This window comes from Cyanobium sp. BA20m-14 (genome assembly GCF_024346295.1).
In genome coordinates this window covers 1-23,956 of sequence record NZ_JAGQCR010000016.1, presented here as the reverse complement: position 1 = coordinate 23,956, position 23,956 = coordinate 1, and the positions used below count along the sequence as shown (strand labels likewise).

The 23,956-nt window shown below is 65.6% G+C and carries 32 protein-coding genes and 1 tRNA gene; 19 read left to right on the top strand and 14 right to left on the bottom strand.

All coding sequences use genetic code 11. The annotated features are described in order from the left end of the window. The 4 genes from KBZ07_RS03025 to KBZ07_RS03010 form a co-directional block, all read left to right on the top strand. A partial coding sequence (locus tag KBZ07_RS03025) for a GH116 family glycosyl hydrolase (RefSeq protein ID WP_254930227.1) occupies nt 1-1,416 on the top strand: 1,416 nt, incomplete at its 5' end. Beyond that, on the top strand, nt 1,413-1,937 hold the full coding sequence (locus tag KBZ07_RS03020) for a DUF3122 domain-containing protein (RefSeq protein WP_254930226.1): 525 nt from the start codon (nt 1,413-1,415) through the stop codon (nt 1,935-1,937). The genes KBZ07_RS03025 and KBZ07_RS03020, both read left to right, overlap by 4 nt. A gap of 856 nt (nt 1,938-2,793) precedes the next feature. Beyond that, nucleotides 2,794-3,870, top strand: a complete 1,077-nt coding sequence (gene ribD, locus KBZ07_RS03015; RefSeq protein ID WP_254930228.1) for a bifunctional diaminohydroxyphosphoribosylaminopyrimidine deaminase/5-amino-6-(5-phosphoribosylamino)uracil reductase RibD — start codon at nt 2,794-2,796, stop codon at nt 3,868-3,870. A 2-nt stretch (nt 3,871-3,872) separates the two neighbouring features. Continuing rightward, nucleotides 3,873-4,922: a mechanosensitive ion channel family protein gene (locus KBZ07_RS03010; RefSeq protein WP_254930225.1), complete on the top strand. Its 1,050-nt coding sequence runs from the start codon at nt 3,873-3,875 to the stop codon at nt 4,920-4,922. On the opposite strand, the gene KBZ07_RS03005 is transcribed toward KBZ07_RS03010, so the two are convergent. Genes KBZ07_RS03005 through KBZ07_RS02995 form a run of 3 tightly spaced genes read right to left on the bottom strand, consistent with a single transcriptional unit; the run spans nt 4,888 to nt 6,258 of the window. Next, complete coding sequence (locus KBZ07_RS03005) at nt 4,888-5,385, bottom strand: DUF427 domain-containing protein (protein WP_254930224.1); 498 nt, start codon at nt 5,383-5,385, stop codon at nt 4,888-4,890. The two genes, KBZ07_RS03010 and KBZ07_RS03005, sit on opposite strands and share 35 nt — an antisense overlap. Next, entirely contained in the window at nt 5,378-5,623 is a 246-nt protein-coding gene (locus KBZ07_RS03000) for a Nif11-like leader peptide family RiPP precursor (RefSeq protein WP_254930223.1), read from the bottom strand. The genes KBZ07_RS03005 and KBZ07_RS03000 overlap by 8 nt, the downstream gene beginning before the upstream one ends. Beyond that, entirely contained in the window at nt 5,620-6,258 is a 639-nt protein-coding gene (locus KBZ07_RS02995; RefSeq protein ID WP_254930222.1) for an SOS response-associated peptidase, read from the bottom strand. Before KBZ07_RS02995 ends, KBZ07_RS03000 begins: the two co-directional genes overlap by 4 nt. 105 nt (nt 6,259-6,363) lie before the next feature. On the opposite strand from KBZ07_RS02995, the gene ftsH reads away from it, so the two are divergent. The 5 genes from ftsH to KBZ07_RS02970 all read left to right on the top strand — a co-directional run bounded on the left by ftsH (nt 6,364) and on the right by KBZ07_RS02970 (nt 11,340). After that, the gene (ftsH, locus tag KBZ07_RS02990) at nt 6,364-8,247 is read left to right on the top strand and encodes an ATP-dependent zinc metalloprotease FtsH (protein WP_254930221.1); all 1,884 of its coding nucleotides are present in this window, start codon (nt 6,364-6,366) and stop codon (nt 8,245-8,247) included. 53 nt (nt 8,248-8,300) lie between these two features. Next, nucleotides 8,301-9,263, top strand: coding sequence for an ornithine carbamoyltransferase (gene argF, locus KBZ07_RS02985; RefSeq protein WP_254930220.1), 963 nt, complete (start codon nt 8,301-8,303; stop codon nt 9,261-9,263). Nucleotides 9,264-9,280: 17 nt separating this feature from the next. Continuing rightward, complete coding sequence (locus KBZ07_RS02980) at nt 9,281-10,468, top strand: family 10 glycosylhydrolase (RefSeq protein WP_254930219.1); 1,188 nt, start codon at nt 9,281-9,283, stop codon at nt 10,466-10,468. 72 nt (nt 10,469-10,540) lie between these two features. After that, nucleotides 10,541-11,179, top strand: coding sequence for a transcriptional repressor LexA (gene lexA, locus KBZ07_RS02975; RefSeq protein ID WP_254930218.1), 639 nt, complete (start codon nt 10,541-10,543; stop codon nt 11,177-11,179). Nucleotides 11,180-11,267: 88 nt separating this feature from the next. Then, nucleotides 11,268-11,340 (top strand) — tRNA-Ala (locus tag KBZ07_RS02970). A 183-nt stretch (nt 11,341-11,523) separates the two neighbouring features. On the opposite strand, the gene KBZ07_RS02965 is transcribed toward KBZ07_RS02970, so the two are convergent. From KBZ07_RS02965 to KBZ07_RS02935, 7 genes are read right to left on the bottom strand one after another with little or no spacing between them, the layout of a single operon-like run. Further along, nucleotides 11,524-11,661 carry a hypothetical protein gene (locus KBZ07_RS02965; RefSeq protein ID WP_254930217.1) on the bottom strand — a complete coding sequence of 46 codons (138 nt, stop codon included), beginning with the start codon at nt 11,659-11,661 and terminating at the stop codon, nt 11,524-11,526. Between the two features lie 60 nt (nt 11,662-11,721). Beyond that, nucleotides 11,722-12,078, bottom strand: coding sequence for a DUF86 domain-containing protein (locus KBZ07_RS02960; protein WP_254930216.1), 357 nt, complete (start codon nt 12,076-12,078; stop codon nt 11,722-11,724). Further along, on the bottom strand, nt 12,068-12,379 hold the full coding sequence (locus tag KBZ07_RS02955) for a nucleotidyltransferase family protein (RefSeq protein ID WP_254930215.1): 312 nt from the start codon (nt 12,377-12,379) through the stop codon (nt 12,068-12,070). Before KBZ07_RS02955 ends, KBZ07_RS02960 begins: the two co-directional genes overlap by 11 nt. A gap of 13 nt (nt 12,380-12,392) precedes the next feature. Further along, the gene (locus KBZ07_RS02950) at nt 12,393-12,515 is read right to left on the bottom strand and encodes a hypothetical protein (RefSeq protein ID WP_254930214.1); all 123 of its coding nucleotides are present in this window, start codon (nt 12,513-12,515) and stop codon (nt 12,393-12,395) included. Between the two features lie 31 nt (nt 12,516-12,546). Next, nucleotides 12,547-12,873, bottom strand: coding sequence for a hypothetical protein (locus tag KBZ07_RS02945; RefSeq protein WP_254930213.1), 327 nt, complete (start codon nt 12,871-12,873; stop codon nt 12,547-12,549). 40 nt (nt 12,874-12,913) lie between these two features. Continuing rightward, entirely contained in the window at nt 12,914-13,618 is a 705-nt protein-coding gene (locus KBZ07_RS02940; protein ID WP_254930212.1) for a fatty acid desaturase, read from the bottom strand. 41 nt (nt 13,619-13,659) lie between these two features. Continuing rightward, nucleotides 13,660-14,613, bottom strand: coding sequence for an orange carotenoid-binding protein (locus KBZ07_RS02935; RefSeq protein WP_254930211.1), 954 nt, complete (start codon nt 14,611-14,613; stop codon nt 13,660-13,662). A 92-nt stretch (nt 14,614-14,705) separates the two neighbouring features. On the opposite strand from KBZ07_RS02935, the gene KBZ07_RS02930 reads away from it, so the two are divergent. Beyond that, nucleotides 14,706-15,371 carry a class I SAM-dependent methyltransferase gene (locus tag KBZ07_RS02930; RefSeq protein WP_254930210.1) on the top strand — a complete coding sequence of 222 codons (666 nt, stop codon included), beginning with the start codon at nt 14,706-14,708 and terminating at the stop codon, nt 15,369-15,371. Between the two features lie 73 nt (nt 15,372-15,444). Here KBZ07_RS02930 and KBZ07_RS02925 read toward each other — a convergent pair whose 3' ends face one another. After that, nucleotides 15,445-15,588: a chlorophyll a/b-binding protein gene (locus KBZ07_RS02925; RefSeq protein ID WP_254930209.1), complete on the bottom strand. Its 144-nt coding sequence runs from the start codon at nt 15,586-15,588 to the stop codon at nt 15,445-15,447. A gap of 183 nt (nt 15,589-15,771) precedes the next feature. Here KBZ07_RS02925 and KBZ07_RS02920 point away from each other — a divergent pair, with 183 nt between their 5' ends. From KBZ07_RS02920 to KBZ07_RS02905, 4 genes are read left to right on the top strand one after another with little or no spacing between them, the layout of a single operon-like run. Then, nucleotides 15,772-15,945 carry a hypothetical protein gene (locus KBZ07_RS02920; protein ID WP_254930208.1) on the top strand — a complete coding sequence of 58 codons (174 nt, stop codon included), beginning with the start codon at nt 15,772-15,774 and terminating at the stop codon, nt 15,943-15,945. 47 nt (nt 15,946-15,992) lie between these two features. After that, nucleotides 15,993-16,238, top strand: a complete 246-nt coding sequence (locus tag KBZ07_RS02915; protein ID WP_254930207.1) for a DUF2811 domain-containing protein — start codon at nt 15,993-15,995, stop codon at nt 16,236-16,238. Between the two features lie 32 nt (nt 16,239-16,270). Then, nucleotides 16,271-16,660, top strand: coding sequence for a CrcB family protein (locus tag KBZ07_RS02910; RefSeq protein ID WP_254930206.1), 390 nt, complete (start codon nt 16,271-16,273; stop codon nt 16,658-16,660). Further along, entirely contained in the window at nt 16,657-17,160 is a 504-nt protein-coding gene (locus KBZ07_RS02905; protein ID WP_254930205.1) for a CrcB family protein, read from the top strand. The genes KBZ07_RS02910 and KBZ07_RS02905 overlap by 4 nt, the downstream gene beginning before the upstream one ends. On the opposite strand, the gene lnt is transcribed toward KBZ07_RS02905, so the two are convergent. After that, a complete protein-coding gene (lnt, locus tag KBZ07_RS02900) occupies nt 17,081-18,562 on the bottom strand; it encodes an apolipoprotein N-acyltransferase (RefSeq protein ID WP_254930204.1) in 1,482 nt (493 codons plus the stop codon). The genes KBZ07_RS02905 and lnt overlap by 80 nt on opposite strands. 48 nt (nt 18,563-18,610) lie before the next feature. Here lnt and KBZ07_RS02895 point away from each other — a divergent pair, with 48 nt between their 5' ends. The 5 genes from KBZ07_RS02895 to KBZ07_RS02875 all read left to right on the top strand — a co-directional run bounded on the left by KBZ07_RS02895 (nt 18,611) and on the right by KBZ07_RS02875 (nt 21,254). Then, a complete protein-coding gene (locus tag KBZ07_RS02895) occupies nt 18,611-18,967 on the top strand; it encodes a phasin family protein (protein WP_254930203.1) in 357 nt (118 codons plus the stop codon). Between the two features lie 35 nt (nt 18,968-19,002). After that, nucleotides 19,003-19,599, top strand: a complete 597-nt coding sequence (locus tag KBZ07_RS02890; RefSeq protein ID WP_254930202.1) for an FKBP-type peptidyl-prolyl cis-trans isomerase — start codon at nt 19,003-19,005, stop codon at nt 19,597-19,599. Nucleotides 19,600-19,653: 54 nt separating this feature from the next. Then, nucleotides 19,654-20,253, top strand: a complete 600-nt coding sequence (locus KBZ07_RS02885; protein ID WP_254930201.1) for a superoxide dismutase — start codon at nt 19,654-19,656, stop codon at nt 20,251-20,253. A 361-nt stretch (nt 20,254-20,614) separates the two neighbouring features. Beyond that, nucleotides 20,615-20,869 carry a type II toxin-antitoxin system Phd/YefM family antitoxin gene (locus KBZ07_RS02880; RefSeq protein WP_254930200.1) on the top strand — a complete coding sequence of 85 codons (255 nt, stop codon included), beginning with the start codon at nt 20,615-20,617 and terminating at the stop codon, nt 20,867-20,869. Further along, nucleotides 20,853-21,254, top strand: coding sequence for a type II toxin-antitoxin system VapC family toxin (locus KBZ07_RS02875; RefSeq protein WP_254930199.1), 402 nt, complete (start codon nt 20,853-20,855; stop codon nt 21,252-21,254). Before KBZ07_RS02880 ends, KBZ07_RS02875 begins: the two co-directional genes overlap by 17 nt. Nucleotides 21,255-21,556: 302 nt before the next feature. Here KBZ07_RS02875 and queA read toward each other — a convergent pair whose 3' ends face one another. Both queA and KBZ07_RS02865 read right to left on the bottom strand, forming a co-directional pair. Then, nucleotides 21,557-22,780, bottom strand: a complete 1,224-nt coding sequence (queA, locus tag KBZ07_RS02870; protein WP_254930198.1) for a tRNA preQ1(34) S-adenosylmethionine ribosyltransferase-isomerase QueA — start codon at nt 22,778-22,780, stop codon at nt 21,557-21,559. Nucleotides 22,781-22,784: 4 nt separating this feature from the next. Beyond that, nucleotides 22,785-23,956: amino acid permease (locus tag KBZ07_RS02865; protein ID WP_254930197.1), on the bottom strand; the 1,172-nt coding region annotated here is incomplete at its 5' end.

Here is a 23,956-nt window from a genome sequence, read left to right as displayed (position 1 = left end):
CGCTGCCTGCGCCGCGACACCGACTTTTTCGGCGGCGATGGCAGCGGCGCCGCTGCCATCGCCGCCGAGGCCCTGCGCGACTGGCGTGACTGGCACAGCCAGATCGAGGCCTGGCAGCGGCCGGTGCTGGAGCGCGCCGACCTGCCCGAACCGCTGCGCATGGCCCTGTTCAACGAGCTCTACGACCTGGCCAGTGGCGGCAGCCTCTGGAGTGCCGCCAGCCCCGCCGACCCGGTGGGCCGCTTCGGGGTGCTCGAGTGTCTCGACTACGCCTGGTACGAGAGCCTGGATGTGAGGCTCTACGGCTCCTTCGCCCTGCTGCAGCTCTGGCCCGAACTCGACAAGGCCGTACTGCGCAGCTTCGCCCGCGCCATCCCCGCCGCCGACCCCACACCGAGGCCAATCGGCTGGTATTTCACCCAGGGCAAGGGCCGGGTGGAGGCGGCCCGCAAGCTGGCCGGAGCCACCCCCCACGACCTGGGCGCTCCAAACGAGCGGCCCTGGGATGCCACCAACTACACCGCCTATCAAGACTGCAATCTCTGGAAAGACCTGGCCAGCGACTACGTGCTGCAGGTGTGGCGCACCTTCCGGCTCGCTCCCAGTGGCGAAGACCTGCGCTTCCTGGCCGAGTGCTGGCCAGCGGCCGTTGAGGCCCTCACCTACCTGAAAAGCTTCGACGTAAACAACGACGGCCTGCCCGACAACGGCGGCGCCCCCGACCAGACCTTCGACGACTGGCCGCTGCAGGGGGTGAGTGCCTACTGCGGCGCCCTCTGGATCGCCGCCCTGGAGGCGGCCCTGGCGATGGCCCAGCGGCTGCAGCTGGAGCTGGGGCTCGACACCAGTGGCGAGCAGCGGCAATTCGGCAGCTGGTTGGAGCAGTCCCGAGCCAACTTCGATGCCCTGCTGTGGAACGGGGAGTACTACAAGATCGATGCCGAAAGCGGCACACCTGTGGTGATGGCCGACCAGCTCTGCGGCGACTTCTACGCCCGCCTGTTGGGGCTGCCCGCGGTGGTGGCCGACGAGCGCGCCCGCAGTGCCCTGAAGGCAGTCAAGGAGGCCTGCTTCGAGGGCTTCCAGGGCGGCAAGCTCGGTGTGGCCAACGGCCTGCGCCGCGACGGCACCCCCCTCGATCCCAACGGCACCCACCCGCTGGAGGTGTGGACCGGCATCAACTTCGGCCTGGCCGCCTACTACCGCCTGATGGGCGAAACCAGCACGGCCTTAGCCATCAGCGGCGCCGTGGTGGAGCAGGTGTACGGCGGCGGCCTGCAGTTCCGCACCCCTGAAGCCATCACCGGCGTCAACACCTTCCGGGCCTGCCACTACCTACGGGCCATGGCGATCTGGGCCCTGTGGGCCACCCACACCGGCTGGCAGGCCATCCCAGGGGCCGAACGCCAACCATGAAACCCCTGCTCACCCTGCTGCTGGCGCCCCTGCTGGCCTTGGCGCTCTGGCTGGGGCTGACCCCGGCCGCCCAGGCCCAAGTGCACGCCCACAACGACGAGAACGGCACCCCGGTGGTGCGCAGCCTCGAGAGCCTGCGCGACCTCGACTACCAGAGCTGGCAGCTGGTGGCCTACCGGGAAGGAGCGCCCGGCGGGCCCCTGAAGCTGCGAATTGTGGGCTACCCCGGCAAGGTGCGGCTCGACCACCCCACGGCCCTGCAGGTGCGCAGCGGCCACTTCAGCTGGCAGCTGGCCGATGTGACCCTGGCCAACCCCCAACTAGCAGGGGATGGCCGCAGCGCCGCCGCCGAGTTCGACCTGGCGCCCCTGCTGGCCGACCTGCACCAAGACCGACCCCTGCGGCTGGTGCTGCCGGGGGTGTTTGTGGAGTTGCCGGTGCCTCCGTTTGTGGTGGCGCAATGGCGCAGCCTGCCGCTGGCCGCGGCTCAACCCCCAGGAGCCTTCGGCAATCCCACCTAGCCAGGATTGTCAACAACAGCCCCCTCTAAAGCTCAACGAGTATCAATTGCTGAATGTCCATGGGCCGATGGGTGAATGCTCTTACCCCCTGGTCAGCCCCACCAGACGTGACTAGATTAATCAAGGTAGAATCACGAAAACATTGTGCACGAGGATGGCATCATGGTTAGTTTTTCTAAGAGCATCGCGGTTGTTGCGAGCCTGACAACCATTGCGGTTGGCGCCGTTGCTGCCGTGAGATATTTTGATGGCATGGATGGGCAAATAAGAGACCAGCGACTTTTAATTGAGAAGTTGCAAAAAGACCTCAAAGGCCGCGAAAATGGCGCCCAGAGTCCCCAATCCCAGTCTCCCGCCGCCCAGTCTCCCGCAACCCCGCCTCTGACTATCCCGCCTTCTGAACCCCTTCAAGGTCCTCCCCCCCTGCCTCCTGTGTCAGTCACAGACGAGGCAAAACCTTCGGCAGCCGCGCAGTGAAGCCAGGACAACGCGTGGATTGCACTGTGGATTGAACCGTGGATTGCAATAATGCATATCTACGCCATCATTAAGCGATGGGCATACTGGTCGTTCTTGGTTTTTCGTTGACCATCGGCTGGATGGTGAGAAGACACCTGACTGCAAGGGCTCGCCCTCAAGGCGAGGATCTGAGGAAGGTCACCTTTGATCAGGAATGCCCCAGGGCCCTGTCTTACACGGAAATGATGAATTCAGGGAAACAACGGATAGATCAAACATCACACGGGAGCGACTGAATATCTCTTTTATGTTTTCTCTGCGCTAATTGCTGCCCTTCCACGCCTGTTCAGTGCTACCCCCCTTGTCCAGCCCCGCACCTAACCCCTGGCGCCCCTGGATGCAGCGGGCCCTGCAGCTAGCTGAGCTGGGCGCCGGCCGCACCAGCCCCAACCCCCTGGTGGGGGCGGTGGTGCTCGATGCCGGCGGCTCGCTGGTGGGGGAGGGCTACCACGCCCGCGCCGGCGAGCCCCACGCCGAGGTCGGCGCCTTGGCCCAGGCGGGCGAACGGGCCCGCGGCGGCACCATGGTGGTGACCCTGGAGCCCTGCTGCCACCACGGCCGCACGCCGCCCTGCAGCCAGGCCGTGATCGCCGCGGGGCTAGCCCGGGTGGTGGTGGCCATGGCAGATCCCAATCCCCAGGTGGCCGGCGGTGGGCTGGCCCAGCTGGCGGCCGCCGGCATCGAGGTGATCTGCGGCGTGGCCGAAGCTGAGGCCCGCTCCCTCAACCGGGCCTTCTGCCACCGCATCGCCAGCGGCCGGCCCCTGGGGATCCTCAAGTGGGCCATGGGTGCGGACGGCCGCACCGCCCTCAGCAACGGCGCCAGCCAGTGGATCAGCGGCCCGGCGGCCCGCGCCTGGGTGCACCGGCTGCGAGCCGGCTGCGATGCGGTGATCGTGGGCGGCGGCACCGTTCGCGCCGACGATCCCCTGCTCACCAGCCGCGGCCTGCGCCACCCCGAACCCCTGCGGGTGGTGCTCAGCCACAGCCTGGACCTCCCGGCCAGCGCCCAGCTCTGGAATCAGGCCACTGGGCCCACCCTGGTGGCCCATGGCCCCGAGGCGCCAGCGCCGGCCTGCGCCGGCCTGGATCAGCAGGGCGTCCCCCGGCTGGAGCTGCCCAGCTGCAGCCCCCGGGCTTTGCTGGAGGTCCTGGCGGCCCGCGGCTGCAACCAGGTGCTGTGGGAATGCGGCCCGGAGCTGGCGGCGGCGGCCGTGCGGGAGGGCTGCGTGCAGGAGGTGGCCGCCGTAATCGCCCCGAAACTGCTGGGCGGCCAACCGGCCCGCACCCCCCTGGGGGAGCTGGGATTCACGGCCATGGCCGAGGTGCCCAACTGGAGCAGCCAGCCAGTCCAGACCCTGGGCCCAGACCTGCTCTGGAGACTCAGCGCACCTGCCGCGCCCATGGCGCCCTAGCCATGCCCACCGCCGGCCTGCCCTTCGCTCTACAGATCCCCCTGGGGGGGACGCTGCTGGCCCTATTTGCCTGGATGCTGCTGGATCGGCTGGGCCGGCGCTGCCCCATGGGCTCCCTCGGGCGGGCCCTGCTGCTCAGCGGCCGGCTCAGCATCGCCACCGCCATCTTGATCAGCGGCATCGGCTGGTGGCTGGCGGGCCAGGCTGAGGGCCGGGAGCTGCGCAACCTGCTGCTCAGCATCGGCGTGGTTTGGACCCTGCTGCGCTGGCGCAGCGAACTCAAGCGGCGCGCCGAGCACTACGGGGCCCAGCTGCTGCCCCACCTCTCCAGCAAAGACCAGCTTTTTCTGTTCGACGTGCTCGACAAGTTGCTGAGCACAGCCGCCGTGCTGGTGGTGCTGTTGATGACCCTGGACCTGCTGGGGGTGTCGGCAGGGGTGCTGATCACCGCCGGGGGCTTCGGGGCAGCGGCCCTGGGCTTCGGTGCCCGCACGATCGTGGAAAACGGTCTCAGCGGCCTCAGCCTCTACATCAACCGGCCCTTCACCCTGGGCGACACGATCAACCTGCCGGGCCCCCAGCTGCTGGGCACGGTGGAAGCGGTGGGCTGGTTTTACACCGAGCTGCGGGATCCGGAACGACAGCGCATCTACATCCCCAATGGGCTATTCACCAGCCAGGCCGTACAGAACCTGGCCCAGATCGACAATCGCCGCATCTGGATCGAATTCGGGCTCAGCTACGCCGACCGGGGCCGCATTGAGGCCATCACCACCGACCTGCAGGACCAGCTCGAAGCCCTGCCCGGCATAGACCCGGCCAAGGAGCGGCTGGTCCACTTCGTGGATTACGGCGAATCGAGCCTCACCCTGCGTCTGCTCTGCTTTGCCGCCGGGGGCGCCATCCAGGACGCCTGGGCCCTGCGCCAACGGGCGCTGCTGTTGATCGGCGCGGTGGTGGAGCAAGCCGGGGCTTCCATGCCCTTCCCCACCCGCACTGTGATCTCAGCAGGCAGCCCTATCTCAGTTCCGGATGCTGGGGATCCCCCTTGAACGGTCCGGCCACCTTGGAAGTGATCCAGCCGCCGTAGAAGCCGCCGGGCTGGGGCGTCACCAGCTCGCCGTCAACCCAGCAGCCATCCATCAGGGCCGGATACACGGCAAACCAACCAGCCAGGGCAGCAAAGGCCTCGCTGGGCTCGGGGTAGGTCCACACCGCCCGGCGCAGGCGGCGCTCAACCGGGAGGGCCTCGGCCGAAGCAGTGGGATCGAGCACCAGATCGAAATAGCGGGCCAGCCCCTTCCACTCGCAATAGCTGGAGCCGGGGCTGGGCTGGAGCAGCTCCTGCCGCACCGCCTGGGGCGGCAGGTAGTAGGTGGGCGGGTGGAAGGTCTCCAAAACCCTCAGGCTGCGCCCCGTCTCACAGAGCAACTGGCCCAAGGCTTCAACCCGCACCTGCTCGGCGCTCTCGACCAGCGCCGGCGGCCGGGGGTAATCGGCCACCCGTTCAGGCATGGATGAAATTGCGTAGCCGCCGACCTTCCTCTCCAGCCCGCTCCTGCAGCTCCGCATCGCTGAGGCCTGCCTCCTGGCGCTGCTGCGCGGCGATCACATCAGCCTCTTCGAGGGGATAGCCGGCGCCGCGGGCCAACTCCAGAAAGGCCTGCAACTCGAGCGGTTCCGACAGCCGAACTGCCAGTTCAGGCGTCTGACGGGCATGGGCCAGGAAGGCATCCAATTGCTCGAGGCTCAAAAGTCCAAATTCAACTGGGGCTGGTCTAGCGCCACTGGCTGGCCATCGACTTGCCAATCGGCCGGGTTCCAGGGAAGCAATAGGGGCTCCAGGGCCCGCAGGAGGTGACCATCGGCCGGCTCGAGCCAGGCCGCCTCCAGTCCCGCGGGGATCAGCGCCGGCATGCGCCGATGGATCGGCGCCAGCAGGGCATTGGGGGCGGTGGTGAGCACACAGCAGGTCTCCAGCTCGCTGCCATCGGGGCCGATCCAGCGGTCCCACAGACCCGCCAGCCAGAACAGCTCCCGGTCGCGACGCCGAATCCAGCGGCCCTTCTCCCAGAAGGCATCGGCGGGGATCAGGCAGCGGCGGTGGCGCCAGGCGCCGCGAAAACTCGGCTTAAGCGCCACGGTTTCGGCGCGGGCATGGAGACAGCGGTGCGCGCTGGCGGGGTCCTTGACCCACTCGGGCAGCAGGCCCCACAGGGCCAGGGCCACCTCTCGCCGGCCGTGCTCTTGGCGCTGAATCAGCAGGGGCTCGCCGGGGCGCACCTGGGCCCGCGGCGCGTAGTGGGCCTCCAGCCCCGGTGGCAAGGGCCCCTGCAGATGGGGGCGCAGGCTCTCGAGCGGGGCCGCGAGGGAAAATTGACCACACATTGGGTTGGGACTGGGGGACTGGGGTGCGTTCGGTTCTCCCAACCCGCCGCTGGATCGCTGGCGGAAGCGCCCCACTAGCTTGGTTGGAACTTTGGCTGCCGCACCATGGCGATCCGCCAGGACGACAACCGCCCCAACCGCCGCTTCGGAATCATCAACCTGGTGTTGATCGGCTTCGGGGTGCTGCTCCTGTTCAGCAACTTCCTGCCCAATTCGGCAGCCCAGGTGCCGCGGGTGCCCTATTCACTGTTCATCGACCAGGTGAACGACAACAACGTCAAGCGGGCCTACATCACCTCCGACCAAATCCGCTACGAGCTCAAGGAGGCTTCGGAGGAGGGGGCACCAACCCTGCTCTCCACCACCCCGATCTTCGACATGGAACTGCCCCAGCGGCTGGAGCAGCATGGGGTGGAATTCGCCGCAGCGCCCCCCCAGAAGCCCAGCTTCATCACTACGGCCCTGAGCTGGGTGGTGCCTCCGCTGATCTTCATTCTGGTGCTCCAGTTCTTCGCCCGCCGCAGCGGCATGGGTGGCGGCGCCCAGGGGGCGCTGAGCTTCACCAAGAGCAAGGCCAAGGTGTATGTGCCCGATGAGGAATCCCGGGTCACCTTCGCCGATGTAGCCGGGGTCGATGAGGCCAAGGCCGAACTGGCCGAGATCGTCGACTTCCTCAAGAAGCCCGAGCGCTATGCAGCCATCGGCGCCCGCATCCCCAAGGGTGTCCTGCTGGTGGGCCCTCCCGGCACCGGCAAGACCCTGCTCTCGAAGGCAGTGGCAGGCGAGGCCGAAGTGCCCTTCTTCATCATCTCCGGCTCGGAGTTCGTCGAGCTTTTCGTGGGCGCCGGTGCCGCCCGGGTGAGGGACCTGTTTGAAGAGGCCAAGAAAAAGGCTCCCTGCATCATTTTCATCGACGAACTCGACGCCATCGGCAAGAGCCGTTCCGGCTCGATGGGCGTGGTTGGCGGCAACGACGAAAGGGAGCAGACCCTCAACCAACTTCTCACCGAAATGGATGGTTTCGCCGGCCAGGACAAGCCGGTGATCGTGCTGGCCGCCACCAACCAGCCCGAAACCCTCGATGCCGCCCTGCTGCGGCCCGGTCGTTTCGACCGCCAGGTGCTGGTGGATCGGCCCGACCTCTCCGGTCGCAAGCTGATCCTCGACATCTACGCCAAGAAGGTGAAGCTCTCGACCAGTGTCGACCTCGACAAGATCGCCCAGGCCACCAGTGGCTTCGCCGGCGCCGACCTGGCCAACCTGGTCAACGAGGCGGCCCTGCTAGCCGCCCGCGCCTACCGCACCGAGGTGGAACAGGGCGATCTCAATGAGGCGATCGAACGGGTGGTGGCCGGCCTGGAGAAGAAGAGCCGGGTGCTCCAGCCCGATGAGAAAAGGGTGGTGGCCTTCCACGAGGTGGGCCACGCCATCGTGGGCCACCTGATGCCAGGCGGCAGCAAGGTGGCCAAGATCTCGATCGTGCCCCGCGGCATGAGCGCCCTGGGCTACACCCTGCAGCTGCCTACCGAGGAGCGCTTCCTCAACTCCAAGGAAGACCTGGAGGGCCAGATAGCCACCTTGCTGGGTGGGCGCAGCGCCGAAGAAATCGTCTTCGGCGAGGTCACCACCGGCGCCGCCAACGACCTGCAGCGAGCCACCGACATCGCCGAGCAGATGGTTGGCACCTACGGCATGAGCGAAACCCTCGGCCCCCTGGCCTACGACAAGCAGGGGGGCAGCCGCTTCCTGGGCGGTGGCAACAATCCCCGCCGCGTCGTGAGCGATGCCACGGCCCAGGCGATCGACAAGGAGGTGCGCACCCTGGTCGATACCGCCCACGAGCGTGCCCTGGCAATCCTGCGCCACAACCGGGAACTGATGGAGAGCATCTCCCAGCAGATTCTGGAAAAGGAAGTGATTGAGGGAGACAACCTCAAGGAGCTGCTGGCCAGCAGCGTGCTGCCCGAAGAAGCCCGGTTGGCGGCCTGAGCCCTTGACGCCGGGGCCCCTGATCACGGATAAGGGTTCTTTGAGACCGGCCGATGCAAGCCGCCGCCTCCAACCCCCTAGCCACGGCCCTGGCAGCCCTGTGCGGTCGCGACCTGCTCTCCTCGGCCGACCTCAGCGCTGAGCAAACCCGGGCCCTCCTGCAGCTGGCGGCCGACCTCAAGGCCGGCCGCAGCCAAATCAATCTGGCCGGCAAGACCCTCGGCCTGATCTTCACCAAGGCCTCCACCCGCACCCGGGTGAGCTTCTCGGTGGCCATGGCCCGTCTAGGCGGCCAGACCCTCGACCTCAACCCCCAGCTGACCCAGGTGGGCCGGGGTGAACCGGTGGCCGACACGGCCCGGGTGCTGAGCCGCTACGTGGACGCCCTGGCTATCCGCACCTTCGCCCAGGAGGAACTGGCCGAATACGCCCACTGGGCCTCGATCCCGGTAATCAACGCCCTCACCGACCTGGAGCACCCCTGCCAGGCCCTCGCCGATTACCTCACCCTGCAGGAGGCCTTTGGCGAGCTCAAGGGCCTGACCCTCAGCTACGTGGGCGACGGCAACAACGTGGCCCACTCGCTGCTGCTCTGCGGCGCCCTGCTGGGGGTGAACGTGCGCATCGGTTGCCCGGTGGGCTTCGAGCCCAACGGGGAGGTGCTCGGGCGTGCCCAAGCGCTGGCGGCCGCCAGCGGCGGCAGCGTGGCGGTGTTGCACGAGCCAGTGGCGGCGGTACGCGGCGCCCATGCCCTCTACACCGATGTGTGGGCCTCCATGGGCCAGGAGGAGGAGAAGGCCGAGCGCGAGCGGGCCTTTGCGGGCTGGTGCCTGAACGAGGAGCTGATCGCCGAGGCCGATCCCCGGGCAATCGTGCTGCACTGCCTGCCGGCCTACCGGGGCCTGGAGATCAGCGCCGGTGCCATCGAGGGACCCGGCAGCCGCATCTTTGACCAGGCCGAAAATCGCCTGCACGCCCAGCAAGCCCTGCTAGCGGCCCTGCTGGGCGGGATCTGAAGCTGGGATTCCATGCCATGGGCGCTCCCAGACTTTTAACTTTGCTGCTGGCGACCATGCTGCAGCTGCCCCAGCCAGCCAGGGCCCAGCCGACGGAACTACGGGGCGTCTGGCTGACCGCCAACGACATGCCGGTGCTGCGCGATCGCACCCGCATGCAGGCCACGCTGGACCAACTGGCGGATCTGCGCTTCAACCGGCTCTACGCCGTGGTGTGGAACGGCGGTATTGCCTACTACCCCAGCCAGGTGAGCGAGGGCCGCCAGTTCCAGAATTTCACCTACCGGGGCCTGCAGGGGCAGGACGTGATCGGCGAGCTGATCGCCGCCGGCCGCAGCCGCGGGCTGATGGTGCTGCCCTGGTTTGAATTCGGCTTCATGGCACCGCCCGATTCGGAGCTGGCCCGGCGCCACCGCAGCTGGCTCACCAAGAAACGCGATGGCGGCCTCAGCTCGATCAGCGCTGCCGGTGAAGTGGTGTGGCTCAACCCCTTCCGGCCGGAGGTGCAGCAGCTGATCACCGAGTTGGTGCTGGAGGTGGTGAGCCAATACGGCGCCGACGGCATCCAGTTCGACGACCACATGAGCCTGCCGCGGGAATTCGGCTACGACCCCTTCACGGTGGCCCTCTATCGCAAGGAAACCGGGCGCGAACCACCCGCCAACGAGGCAGAGCCCGGCTGGGTGAAGTGGCGGGCCGATCGCATCACTGCCTTCATGGAACAGCTGGCCAAAGCCGTACGCAATGCCAGACCTGGCGCAATCATCTCGATCTCACCCAACTACTACGACTTCGCCTACAAGTTGCAACTGCAGGATTGGCGCAGCTGGGTGCAGAGGGGCATCGCCGATGAGCTGCTGATCCAGATCTACCGGCCCGATCTGGCCAGCTACCTGCCCCAGCTGGAGAAACCCGAAGTGCAGGAGAGCCTGGGCCTTATTCCCACAGCCATCGCGGTGATGAGCGGCCAGCGCAATCGCCCCACCCCGCTGGCCCTGATCCGTCAGAAAGTGGAGGCAAACCGGGCCAAGGGCCTGGGTGTTGCCTTCTTCTATCTCGAGAGCCTCTGGAGCCTGGGCCCGGAACCGGCAGCGGAGCGCCTCAGCGGCCTGGCCAACCTGTTCGGGGATCTGCCAGGCCAACCGCTGCCAGGCCAACCCTTGCCAGGAAGTCCACCGCCTCCCGACCTGCCGCCACTCCCATAGGCAGCAACTGAGCCACCAGGGCTAGACAAAATCGCCCAGAGGCGGTACATCTGTATCAGCGACGCCCCGCCCATGCCCCGGCCCAGCCCCCAGTCCTTCAACAGCGGCCAGCAAGAGCTCACCTCCGCCCAGCAGGAGCTCTATGACTGGCTGGCCACCTACATCGGCGCCCAGCGCCACAGCCCGTCGATCCGCCAGATGATGGAGGCGATGGGCTTGCGCTCCCCCGCTCCGATCCAGAGCCGCCTGCGTCACCTGCAGCAGAAGGGCTGGATCACCTGGCAGGAGGGCCAGGCCCGCACCCTCCAACTCCTCGGCGGCATGACCAGCGGCATCCCGGTGCTGGGTGCCGTAGCTGCAGGCGGCCTGGTCGAAACCTTTGACGACGTGCAGGAGCGACTCGACCTAGCCCCGGTGCTCGACACGCGCGGCCTGTTTGCCCTGACGGTGAATGGCGATTCCATGGTGGATGCCCACATTGCCGATGGCGATGTGGTGCTGCTCGAACCCGTGTCAGACCCCAGCAACCTCAAGGCCGGCACGATCGTGAGCGCCCTAGTGCCCGGCAGCGGTACCACCCTCAAACACTTCCACCGCAGCGGCGCCACGGTCACCCTCGAGGCGGCCAACCCCGCCTACGAACCCATCGTGCTTCCGGCTGAGCAGGTCACCGTTCAAGGCAAGCTGGTGGCGGTGTGGCGCAAGGTTTGAGCAAACGGCGTTGTAAACTCCAGCAACGCCAAGCGGGCCTGCGGGCCAAGGCGGGACGACCAGCGCCCCGCCGCCCAAGCGTTTCAACGGGGCCATAGCTCAGCTGGTAGAGCACCTGCATGGCATGCAGGGGGTCAGCGGTTCGAGTCCGCTTGGCTCCATCCTCAAAGCCCAGGCCTGGCCTGGGTTTTTTAATGCTTTGGTGCACGATTTGGTGCATGGCTCCCTATCTTTTCGATCCTCGGTGTTCCAGAGGGCGGGGTTCACCCGCAGGCGCACCAGATCGACGGGCCGTTGCAGCAGCTCCTCCAGTCCCTGCTTCAGCTGCACTGTGGCGAAGGGGGTTAGGGGATTGAGCTCACCCACCCATCCCCATCGCTGCTTGCCATGGCCACGTTACGGGCAGTGGAACCAAACAGGTCGATGCGTTGGAGTCGGTAGCGCTGCTGCCACTCTCTCTGCTGTGAACGCAGGAAGGCCATGACCTGCTGAGCTGGGGGAGGGGATGACCAATGGCCTCAATTGTGCTCAGGCTTTGAGGCTCAGGCATCGCCTCTTTCGAGATCACTGAGCAGCTGAGTGCACTGCTCCAGAAGTACAGGCAGGTTGTTCTGGATGACGCCCCAGACCAGCTGATCGTTGATGGTGACGTACTCGTGGGTGAGCTTGTTTCGAAAGCTGATGATCTGCGGTGCCTGATCGATCTGGGCAAACAGGTCGCCATCTCTCCGAGAGAGCTGGCTGAGTGCCTCGCCAATGATGGTGAACTCCCGCTCGACAGACGAGCGAATCAGCCGGCTGTTGCAGTAGTCGTCGAGGTTGATGCCATCAACGGCCTGCTGGATGGCGTGACCAGCCTCGATCACATCGCTGAGAAAGGCCCTTGGATCACGCTTCATAGATCAGCTGTTTCGAAACCTCGATGTCGCGGCGCACGTAGGGGTTGCGCACGGCATCGGCCATCACCAGATCCACCGGCTGACCTATAATCGAGGCCAGTTGGCGCTCCAGGCCGAAATAAGCCTGCACAAGGTCGCCCGGCTCGATCGATTGGAACTCCACGAGCAAATCTAGGTCGCTACGGCTGGGGTCGAAGTCGTCGCGCAGGGCCGAGCCAAACAAATGCATGCGCAGCACCTGGTGTCGCCGGCAGGCGTCGGCGATGGCATCGAGCTGGGGCTGGGGAAGAACAAGACCCATGGCCCCATTGTGCTCACGCTTCGCGGACTGCCGGCCCATCGATGAGCCGCAGAAGCAACTTGTTCTGGAACGCCTGGCGATCACCACAGTCGTAGCCGCTGATCACCGCAGAGGTAGACGAGCCCAGCTGGCTCAAGCCACTGGATGATCACAGGGACGGCAAAAGCCTAAAAGCGTGACATCGCCTCTATCTTGGCCAGCTTTTCGGCATCTAGCCCCGCCAACTCTTCTATTTGCAGCAGGTGGTCCTTGACCAAGCTGGCGAAAATAAACAGGATTCCATCGAGGCGGAAATCAAACCGGCCTTCGATTGTGTGTCGCTCGATGCTGAGGTAATCGTGCAGCTGCCATACGGTTTCAGCTGAATCGAGATGTTCAGACTTGCTGCGCACTTCCACAACAAGTTTGTCAACTGCCCGGCCGTAGGCCCGGTCAAACGCTTCTCGAGCTACGGATTGCTCAGAGACCGTCCAACCCTCAAGCATCGTTTCCATCATAGGTTTAGGGCTGCACTGGGGGACGCTACACGGATCGTCATGCTGCTGCGAGGTCATCACTCCAAATGGAGGCCCTGCGGCGGTGCTCTGCTGGAAGTTCAAACCAGGCGAGATCAGGCCGTTCGTGGTGCTCGCGGTGATAGCCGAAGTGGAAACAGGCCAGCAGGGAAAGCCAACTGGGCAGGTTCAGGCTGTCTGGCCTGGCACGAGAGAGGGGAGCCCGCTGGCCGCGATGGGGCAGGTAGGTGCCTATCAAGAAAAGCTGCAGCGAACTGAGCAGCAGGGGCAGGGTGCAGAACAGCAACACGTTGATCCAGCCTGTAGGACTGAAGGCTGAGGCGATCAGGGCCAGCAGCACCCAGCCGCCCAGCAGGCGCGTCATTTGCCAAGGGGTGAGATAGCCGGCCATGAACCGGCCATACCAGCCCCACACCCCCGCATGGGGGTCGGCATGGAAATCGGGATCCTCCGCACTTGCCGGCGCCTGGTGATGGCTTCGGTGGTTACGCCGGCAGGCTCCATAGGGCAGCGCCGCATAACAGGCCAAAGCCAGGGCCCCGATCCGATCGTTCCACTTGCCCCCCCCGGTCAGGAGCACCCCATGCATGGCGTCATGGCCAACGATGAACAGTCCGGTTTGCAGCACGGTGCGGCCCACCAGGGCAGCGGCGAGGGCCAGCCAGGAGAACTGGCCCAGATCAAGACTGAGCAGGCCGACCAGGGAGGCCAGCCAGCCCAGCATCAGCCCAGCAGCGAGCAGAAGCCCAGTGCAGCTGGGGTAACTCAACGGCCAAACTTGAGCAGCTCGGCGGGAGATGCCAGCAGGTCGATCGCCACGAAATAAATCTTGCCGTCGGGGTTGAGCAGGAAGCGCCAGGCCACATTCATGCCGATGCCGGCACCGAACCAAGGGGTTTGCACCTTGCCGGTGACCTTGATCTGGGTGAAGTTGCCCTCGGTAGGCTCGGCGAAACCCCGCTCGGGCAGCAGGCTGAGGTTCTGGCAGTCTTCAGTGAAGAAGCGCAGGATGGCCTCCCGGCCCACGATCGGCTTCTGGAAGGGGGGCTGGAGGGCGCCGTCGGGCAGGAACAACTCGATCAGGTTGTCGAAGTCGTTGGCGTTGAGCAGATCCATGTAGCTGTTCACCGTGGGGTTGATCACCCCCTCGATGAACACCTTCTTGCGCTGGGCCTCCGGGGTCGGAGCGGCAATCGGCTCCATCACCCGCTGACCCTCGCCCTTGGCGGGGTCGTAGCCCATATCCACCACGAAATTGCGCAACAGGGTGATCTGCTGCCCCTGGTCGACACCCTTGACGGAGCTCAGGACGGCCGATGCGTTGGCCGAAAGCTGGTAGCCGTCAGGGATCGGGGCGACCAGACCCGCTGCCATCCACTCACCCAGCTGATACCAGAAGCCCAGCTTGATGTTCACCGACCAGCAGGCGTACGTGCGGCTGACGGCGGTGTCGGCGCGGTTGGCGAGGTCACACATGACCTGGCTCTGCTCACTGAAGGACATCGCCTTGATCTGGTTGAGCACCGGTTCGGCAAACTGCATTCGAGCGGCACCGGGGGCAGCCACGGTGATGGTGTTGCCCATCTCGAGGTAGGCGTACCAGATCAGGGCCAGCTGGTCTTCTGCGTTCAGCAGCCGGAAGCGGGCTGTGATCGCCGGCACCACGTCGGCCGAAAGAGTGTCTGGAAAGATCTGGGTGGCCTTCTCAAGCGTGAACATGCGCTTTCAATCCCAATTGTTAAGGAACTTTGCAGACTCTAGCCCCTTGACGAACGGTTTGATAATCGAGCGGAAAGCAGCCGCCCCGCCCCATGATTCCGCCCGGTTCTGCCCCCGTGCCGGTGCTGGGTGAGGCCGAGCGCGACAAGCTCGACCGCTCCGACGACGCCCTCTTCTACGCCGAACCCCGCTTCGTACAACACCTTGATGCCAGCTTCCGCCAACGGCTGACCCTGCTCTACCGCCAGCGCATTCCCGCCTGCGCAGTGGTGCTCGATCTGATGAGCAGCTGGGTCAGCCACCTGCCGGAAGATGTCAGCTACGAGCAGGTGATTGGCCATGGGCTCAACGCCCAGGAGCTGGCAGCCAACCCAAGGCTTGAACGCCACTGGCTGCAAAACCTCAATACCGATCTGAACCTGCCCTTACCCGATGACAGCGTGGATGTGGCGCTGATAGTGGCCGGCTGGCAGTACCTGCAACATCCGGAAGCCATAGCCAGCGAGCTGCTGCGGGTGGTGCGTCCCCGCGGAGAGCTGATCGTGGCCTTCAGCAACCGAATGTTCTTTCAGAAGGCTCCCCAGATCTGGGCTGATGGCAGCGACAGGGACCACCTGGCCTATGTCGAGCGCGTGCTCCTGGCCCAGGGCTGGCCCAGGCCGCTGCAGGTTGCGGAGGAAACCCAAGCTCCGGGCCCCCTCGGGTGGATCGGCGGCAAAGGCGATCCCTTCTTTGCCCTGATAGCCACAAAAAGCTGAGCCAAGCAAAAGCCCCAGCGGAATACCCGCCGGGGCTCAACTAGGCCTCAATTGGGGCTCAGGTCGGGAGAATTCAGCCCAGACCCAGTTGGCCGAGGATGCCTTGGCCGGTAAGGACTTCAGTGCCGAGGCCGATGACGAAGCCGAGCATGGCCAAACGACCATTCCAGGTTTCAGCGAAAGCAACAAAACCGAAACGGGTGGTGGATTCAGACATGATTGTTCGTTGGTTACGAAACTTGAAGAGACTGTAACAGATCTTGAAGCAAGGGTCGCCCAGCAGGTCATAAGCCGCTGCCGCCAGCGGCCCTGGGATTGATCACCACTGCTGAGCAATGGGCTTTTCCCCACCTCGACACCCTTCTCCCCAGCTCCACCCTGGCTTTTCCCCAGGGCAGCGGTGGCGGATCGGCTTCTGCAGCAGGCCTGCTTCGGCGGTCCAGGGGAAAAGGCCGGCCCCCTTGACGGCACCGCTTCAACGACTTCCGGCCCCAAGCCCTGGCACCAAAAAGCCCAACAACAGGATGGGGACCCTGCGGGTCTTACCAGACCCACCCCCTGGAGCGACCTTTGACGGATCCGGCGGTGCCGTGGGGTGATGGAGCTCCAGTCACTGGCTCCATGCTTCAGATCCCAGATCACGCACCCGGCTCCGTTTCCGTCGAGAACCAGTTTCCCGAGGACCTCTACGACGCCATGCGTGAGTTCGTGCGGATCCACCCCCAATGGGACCAATACCGACTGATGCAGGCAGCTCTAGCCGGCTTCCTGTTCCAACAGGGTTGCCCTGATCGGGCCGTCGCCCGCCACTATCTAGATGGTCTGTTCCGCCGCCAGGCCCCCTCGGCCTGCCAGAGCGAGCGCTGAGACCGAGACTTGCCCAGCATTGCCGTACGTCCATGGCCGCAGGGACCCCGGGGGGAGAAGCCCTATTGGTGGCCATCGGGGCCGTTCCCGGGGCCTGGTTGCGCTTCCGGGTAGTGGATCATCTCGAGCCGGTGTTGCCCCGAAGACACTGGGGGACCTTCGGCGTCAACGTAATTGCCTGTTTTGCCCTCGGCCTGATGGTGGGCCTGGAGCAGAGCTGCGGCGAGGGATCTCGCCGGCTGCTGCTGCTGCTGGGCACGGGGTTTCTAGGCAGCTTCAGCACCTTCTCCACCTTCAGCGCCGAACTGCGCCATGAGTTGAGGTCCCGTAACTGGCGTGAAGCGGCCGTGCTGGCTGGCGGATCGGTGGCCGGCGGCCTGTTGGCGATGCTGCTGGGCCTATCCCTGGGAGCAGGAGCATGAGTGGGATAGAAGATAGAATAGGTGGGATCCCAGCGCGGAGCCTGCACGGCGACCTGCGCGATCTGGGCCTCGTGGCTGCTGGCGCCATCCCCGGCGCCCTGCTGCGTTGGCGCCTTGAAGGTATTGGCACCGCCGGGGTGGGTGGCCTGCGCGGCCTGGTGGCGGCCGACTTCGTCGCCAACATGGTGGGCTGCCTGTTAATCGGCGTGGTGCTTGCCCAGGCAAACCGGCGCAAACGGCTGATGTTGTGGGCCGGTATTGGCTTTTGCGGATCGCTCACCACCTTCTCCTCCTGGATGCTGCAGCTGGCCCGGGCCCTGCTGGCCGGCCATATCTGGGCAGCAGGGCTGGTACTGCTGGCGAGCCTCTGCGGCGGGCTGGCGCTGGTGGCCCTGGGTTACGCCATCGGCAGCAGCTGGATCACTGCCGCCAGCGCAAAACTGCCGCCGCCGCCAGCGCCAACAAAAGGGGGCCCTCCCCCCATCGGTCGTAGGGGGTGAGTGAGCGCAGACGCGGCAGCTCGAATACGCCGCTGGCGGCCCTGCCAGCTGGCAGGGCGGCGATGACCTTGCCGCGGGCATTCACCAACAGGCTCGGCCCCGTATTGGCCGCACTCACCAGCCAACGCCCCGTTTCAATCGCCCGCAGCTGGGCTAGGGCCTGGAACTGCTGCTGGAGCATCGCCGGGTAGGGATCCAGATTGGCACTTGCTAGCAACCAACCGCCCCCGTTGCGCACGGCCGTCGCCAGGGCAGCGCCATCGGAGAGCTCATAACAGATGGCCCCGGCGATGGGACCCGCCGGCCTGGGCAACAGCCTCGATGCAGCTCCGGGCTGGAGGCCACCCACGGCGGAGAGGCCGCTCCACCGCCCCAAGCCCGCGAAGGGCACCCATTCGCCCAGGGGCACCAGCCGGTGCTTGTCCAACCAGCTGCTGGCCCGGGCCTCCCCAGGGCCGAACCGCAGCAGGGCACTGCGTTGTTGCGGTTCGGCCGCCACCTCTTGCCAGCGGAAGCCCCCCCCGATCAGCTCGACCGCTGGCTGGGGAGAGAGCTCAGGCTCCAGCCCGAGGGCGCCCTCGGGCAAGAGCACCAGATCCACCCTGCGCTGCTCTGCCTCCGCCAGTGCAGCCGCCAAGCGCTGCTGCAGGCGCACCTGCTGGACCCACTGGAACTTCTGGCGGGTAGGGATGGCCGGCTGCAGCACCAGCACCCGTTCAACGTTACGGCCATCACCGGGCCCTGGGCCTGCCTTGGTCGCCAAGGGAAGCGCCAGCAGGGCAGCGGCACCCAGGCCATGGCTGATCAACACCGCAGCGGCGGTGGCCGCGATCCAGCCGGACCGGTCGGGCCCGCTGCAGCAGCGCCAGAGGCACCAGCCCAACAGCAGCTGGACCATCGCCAGTAGGCCCATGCCCCCCAAGCTGGCCAGCCCGGCCAGGGCCCGGTCGCCAGGCAGGGCCACCGCCCCCAGGCCCAGCCAGAACAACGGGCCCTTGGCCAGCAACACCTCCACCAGGCCCCAGAGGCCACTGAGCAGCAGGGCACTGCTGAAGCGGCGGGGATTGAGGTGGCGTGCCAACCCCACCCAAAGGGCCACCAACAGGGAGGCGGCCGCCGCACAACTGAGCAGGAGCAGCCAGGCCAGGGGCAGGCTCAGGCGGGCCGGCACACCGATCCAGTCGAGGGGATGGAGGCCCAGCAACCAGCGGTGACTCACCAGCACCGCCGCCGCGCCCCAGAGGGCCCCACCCCAAACCCCATGGGCCAGGCCCGGCAGGGCCCAAAGCGGCAGCAAAGCCAGCCATAGCAATGGCGGCAGGCCCAGGGGGGGAAGGGCCAGACCGGCGAGCAGACCCGCTGCTCCGGCCAGCCACCACCGGCCTAGACGGTTATTGCCCATAGCAGCAGACTTTAGGAAGGGCCAGGCTTAGCCAGGAATGTTGCCGCCATGGATCCGAATAACCCGCTCCAACAACTGCTGCTGCGCGGCCTGGGCACCACCTCCCTGGTGTCAGAGCGGCTACGTACGGTCACCCAGGCGTGGGTGCGCAGCGGCAAGCTCGACCCCAGCCAGGCCCCTGCCCTGGTTGAAGACGTGCTCAAGGCCCTGCGCGGCGAAACCCCGGAACTCGAGCAGCAGGCCGAGCGCCAGCTGGAACGCAACAAGGACCAACTCCTGCAAGACCTGGGCCTGGCCCGCCAGAAGGAACTCGATGAACTGAGGGGCCGCATCGACCGGCTGGAGCGGGGCCAGCGCCAGCGTTCGGGAGCTGAGGGAGCATCCGATCTGGACATTCCCGACTGATCAGACGGCAGAATCGGGCTGATCCGCAGCTTCCCATGCGCGACATTCTGATCAGCTCCGCCGTGTGCGTGGCCTGCCTGCTGCTGGCCCTGGTGAGCCAGCTGGTCAACCCCACCACGGTGAACGCGGCCCCTGCCCCAGGATTATTTGCGGCCCCCGAATCGCGCCCTGCGATCGGCAACAGCCGCCTGGAACTTGATCCTGACGACCCCAACCCCACCCTCTTTGCCATGGCCACCGACAACGACATCGCCCAGGCCGCCGGCCTCGGTGGCGAGCTCAATGCCCCCAAGGAGCGCACCAGCGCCAGTGGCCTGCGCATCACAGATCTGGTGGTGGGAGATGGGGCCGAGGCCACTACCGGACAAACGGTCGTGGTGAATTACCGGGGCACCCTGGCCAATGGCACCGAATTTGACAGCAGCTACGGCCGCGGCCCCTTTTCCTTCCCCCTTGGCGCTGGCCGGGTCATCCAGGGCTGGGATGAGGGCGTGGCCGGCATGAAAGTCGGCGGTAAGCGCAAGCTGGTGATTCCTCCCGACCTGGCCTACGGCGAGCGGGGCGCCGGCGGCGTGATCCCCCCGAACGCCACCCTCACCTTCGAAGTGGAGCTGGTGCGCATCGGCGGCTAAGCCCCAGGAGTCGATCGTTAGGATGGGGATTCCGGCTTTGCCTTCTCCCCATCCATGGTCCATACGCTGCCAGCGCTGCCCTACGGCCTCGATGCGCTCGAGCCCAACATCTCCCGCTCCACCCTCGAGTTTCACCACGGCAAGCACCATGCCGCCTACGTGACCAACTTGAACAATCTAGTGGCCGGCACGGATCTCGAGGCCAAGAGCCTTGAAGATACGATCACCGCCGTGGCCGGTGACGCTGGCAAGGCCGGCGTGTTCAACAACGCCGCCCAGGTTTGGAACCACAGCTTCTATTGGCAGTGCATGAAACCCGGTGGCGGCGGCCAGCCCAGCGGCGCCCTGGCCGAGAAGATCAACGCAGACTTCGGCAGTTTCGAAGCGTTCGTTGAGCAGTTCAAGGCTGCCGGTGCCACCCAATTCGGCAGCGGCTGGGCCTGGCTGGTGCTCGATGGCGACACCCTGAAGGTCACCAAGACCCCCAACGCCGACCTGCCCCTGGCCCACGGCCAGAAGGCTCTGCTCACCATGGATGTGTGGGAGCACGCCTACTACCTCGACTACCAGAACCGCCGCCCCGATTACATGACCACCTACCTCGAGAAGCTGGTGAACTGGGACTTCGTAGCGGCCAACCTGGCAGCAGTCTGAAACCGGCTTGGGGCTCCCCTGCCCCAGCAGAAGCAAAGCCCCCGGAAAACCCCGGGGGCTTTTTGATGCAGCCAGTGAATGGCGATTAGCTGGCCGGCTTGGCGTCACCTCCAGAAACTCCGTTTAACTTCAACGCCGGAAACGGCCGCCTGCGCGACGTGATCGTGAGATGGTGCCAATTCCACCGGTCTTTATAGATCGTTAGCCGAGATGGATTGCATCGTACGAATCGCCGCTTGCTCCATCGCATGGTCAATCACACGGCTGAAAGCCGTTTGCCCTGCGAGCCAGATTTCGCCTCCCCCAGCCGCCAGGCCGGCTACGCGCAGGCCTTAGATTGTACAGACCAAATGTACAAATCATGACTCGCGTTTCCGTGTCCCATCTACGGCAGCACCTCCCCGCCTACCTGAAGCGGGTGCAGGGGGGAGAGGCTATCCAGATCACCTCCCGCGGCCGCGTGATCGCCAGACTGGAAGCCGAACACGAGCCCGCCCAGGCAGCCCGCCAGTGGCTCCAGGGTCTGCAGGGCCGCGTGACGCTGGTTGACGTGGTGTCGCCGCTGGGCCCAGAAACGGCCGATGAGGCCTGGAGTGGCGATGCCGACCATCTGTGATACCCACATCCTGCTGTTCTGGGCCCATGAGCCCGAACGTCTCACGGCCCCGGCCCGGCAAGCCCTTGAGCTGGGGCGAACCAGGCACGAGCTGGCCATTGCCGACATTTCGCTCTGGGAGCTGGCCCTTCTGCACGAACGCGGGCGCCTGGTGCTGCCGAAGGACATCAGCGCCGGTTTTTACCTGACGCAACTGCTGGCAGCCCTGAGCCTGCAGGTGCAGCCCATCACACCAGAAATTGCCCTGCTGTCTCGCAGCACCGTGTTTCAGCATGGCGATCCAGCGGATCGCCTGATCGGGGCCACGGCCCTGCAGCTGGGCGCGAGGCTGATCACCGCTGACGCCAAACTGCGCGCTTTGCCACAGCTGGACACCCTGTGGTGATGCCGCTGCGCGGATCCCCGTGAGCCGCCAATCGGAGCAGCTCTCCCAGGCGGAGGCGCAGCACTGGAGTGAGCATCTGCTCGCTGATCATGGTGTGCATTCCTGATGGATGTGTTGCTGGCATCCGCTGGCTGGGGTGTGACGCGATCACTTCGCCGCCATCCCCTACTGCGCTTATGAGTGCGATAGCTGGCAGGCCCGCTTCCATCGAGACATCGCTGTGTGCCGAGTGCTCGAGGCGATCGCCACTGGCCGGAACCGCATCCTGCTCACCATCGCCACCGGCACCGGTAAAACATCCATCACCCTTCCAGATCATCTGGAGGCTGTTCCGGGCCCGCTGAAATGTTGCGGGCTAGCCGAGCCGCCGGCCGTGCCGCCGCCAGCACCGCCTGGGGCTCGATCCACATGGCGTCGCCGTAGGAGAAGAAGCGGTACTGGCGCTCGATGGCCTCGGTGTAGAGGTCCAGCAGGCGCTGGCGGCCGATCAGGGCACTCACCAGCAGCAACAGGGAACTTTTCGGCAGGTGGAAATTGGTGAGCAGGCCCTCCACCACCGCAAAGCGATAGCCCGGTTGGATCACCAGATTCACCGGGCCTGTGTGGGGCCGCAGCTCGCCCCCGTGCAGCTGGGCCACCGCCTCCAGGCTGCGCACCGAAGTGGTGCCGATGGCGATCACCCGGCCGCCCCGCGCCCTGCAGGCCGTCACCGCCGCCACCAGCTCGGGCGACACCTCCACCCACTCGCTGTGCAGCTGCAGCTGGCTCAGGTCTTCGGTTTCCACCGGCCGGAAGGTGCCCAGGCCCACATGCAATGTGGTGGTGGCCAGCTCCACGCCGCGCCCACGGATTGCCGCGAGCAGCTCATCACTCAAGTGCAGACCCGCCGTTGGCGCCGCAACGGCTCCCGGCCGGGCGGCATAGCGGGTCTGGTAGCGGTCATGGTCGGAAGCTTCGTGCCCGTGGATGTAAGGCGGCAGCGGGATCGCGCCGTACTGCAGCAGCAACGGCTCCAGCGCCGCGGCATCGCTACACGCCGCAGGGAACTGCACGATGCGGCCACCGGTTTGAGGATCGCTACCCAGCACCGTGACCAAAAGCGGCGGCTGCCCTGGGGAGATCAGCTCCAGGCTGTCGCCGGGCCTGAGCCGTTTGGCGGGTTTGGCCAAGCACAGCCAACGCCCTGGGGCTGCACCGGGGACATCGACCGCCTGCCGATCTGCCCCAGACGGCTGCCAGGGCTCCAGCACCAGCAGCTCGGCGGCTCCGCCGCTGGCGCGGCGGACCTCAAGCCGGGCATGCAGCACGCGGGTGTCGTTGACCACAAGCAGATCACCCGCCCTGAGCTCGTGCTGCAGATCCCACACCCTGAGGTGGCGAGCATGGGGCGCGGCCCCTATGCCGCTGGAATCGACGACCAGCAGCCTGGCATCGTGACGGGGCTCCACCGGCCGCTGAGCGATGAGTTCACTCGGCAGGCCATAGCCGTAGCTCGCTAGCAGCCGATCGACTGGATCAACGCTCACAAGATTAGACCTGGAGGTAATAGCGATAGCGGCTGAAGAGGCGGGATCCTCGATCGCGCAGGGCAGCCGACACCAGATCAACGCTCTGGTTAAGTAATAGCCCATCCAGCCATCCGGTGCTGATTACCTCGGGCATCATCACAGTGAGTCGCTGTTCGGGTTGACTGCCATCTATGGCAATGCGCTGAAAGGCACCGCGCTCAATGGCATGCACCCTCTCCACCAGCGGATCAATAAAGGAGGCGTAGGGGCTCTCTTTGAGAGTTAGGGCCACTCCCAACGGCTGGCCGATCTGTCGATCCCATTGGGCCCTGATCCGTTGGGGGTTGTGATGGGAGGAATAAACAAACAGCACACTCACTTGGCGCGACATGCTGCACGCTTGGCGAACCGCAGCAACGGCCGCACGGTCAAATGCTTCAAGACAAACTATAATCGGACCCTGACCAGGATCTGGACGAGCGGGTGAGGCTGCTGAATGCAGATGCAGAACTGGTGCGATCACTTCGGCGGATTCATCCAGCTCAAGCGCATGCTGCAGGAGCCCATAGCGTTGTTTGGTCAGAGCCAGAAACCACACCAAGGAGGGGATAAGCAGCACCACCAACCAGGCGCCACCGCTGAACTTGCTGAACACCACGACAGCCAACACCAGGCCGGTGAAAAGGGCCCCGAAACCATTCATCAGCGCTCGCCAACCCCAGGCCGAGCCGCGCTGACGCAGCCAGTAGATGACCATGCCACTCTGGGAGATCGTGAAAGCCAGAAACACCCCTACGGCATAGAGATTGATCGCCATCGTGGTGTCCCCTTTGCAGAAAACGATGATCAGGCCAGAGAGGGCAATCAGCACGAGGATGCCGTTCTGAAAGACCAACCGATCCCCCCGGAATGCCATCAGCCTCGGCAAATGGCTGTCGCTGGCCAGCAGGGCCCCCAGCCGCGGAAAATCGGCAAAGGCGGTGTTGGCCGCCAACATCAAGATCAGCAGCGTGAAGAGCTGGAGAGCGGGGTAAAGCGGGTTGGAAGCGCCAAAGATCCGCTCGCCCAAAATCGCCATCGTGGTCTGATTGGAGGAAGGATCCACGCCATACATCCAGGCCAGCAGGCTGATGCCCAGGAACATCAGCGAAAGGATCCATCCCATCACCGCCATGGTGGCTCTTGCATTAGCCG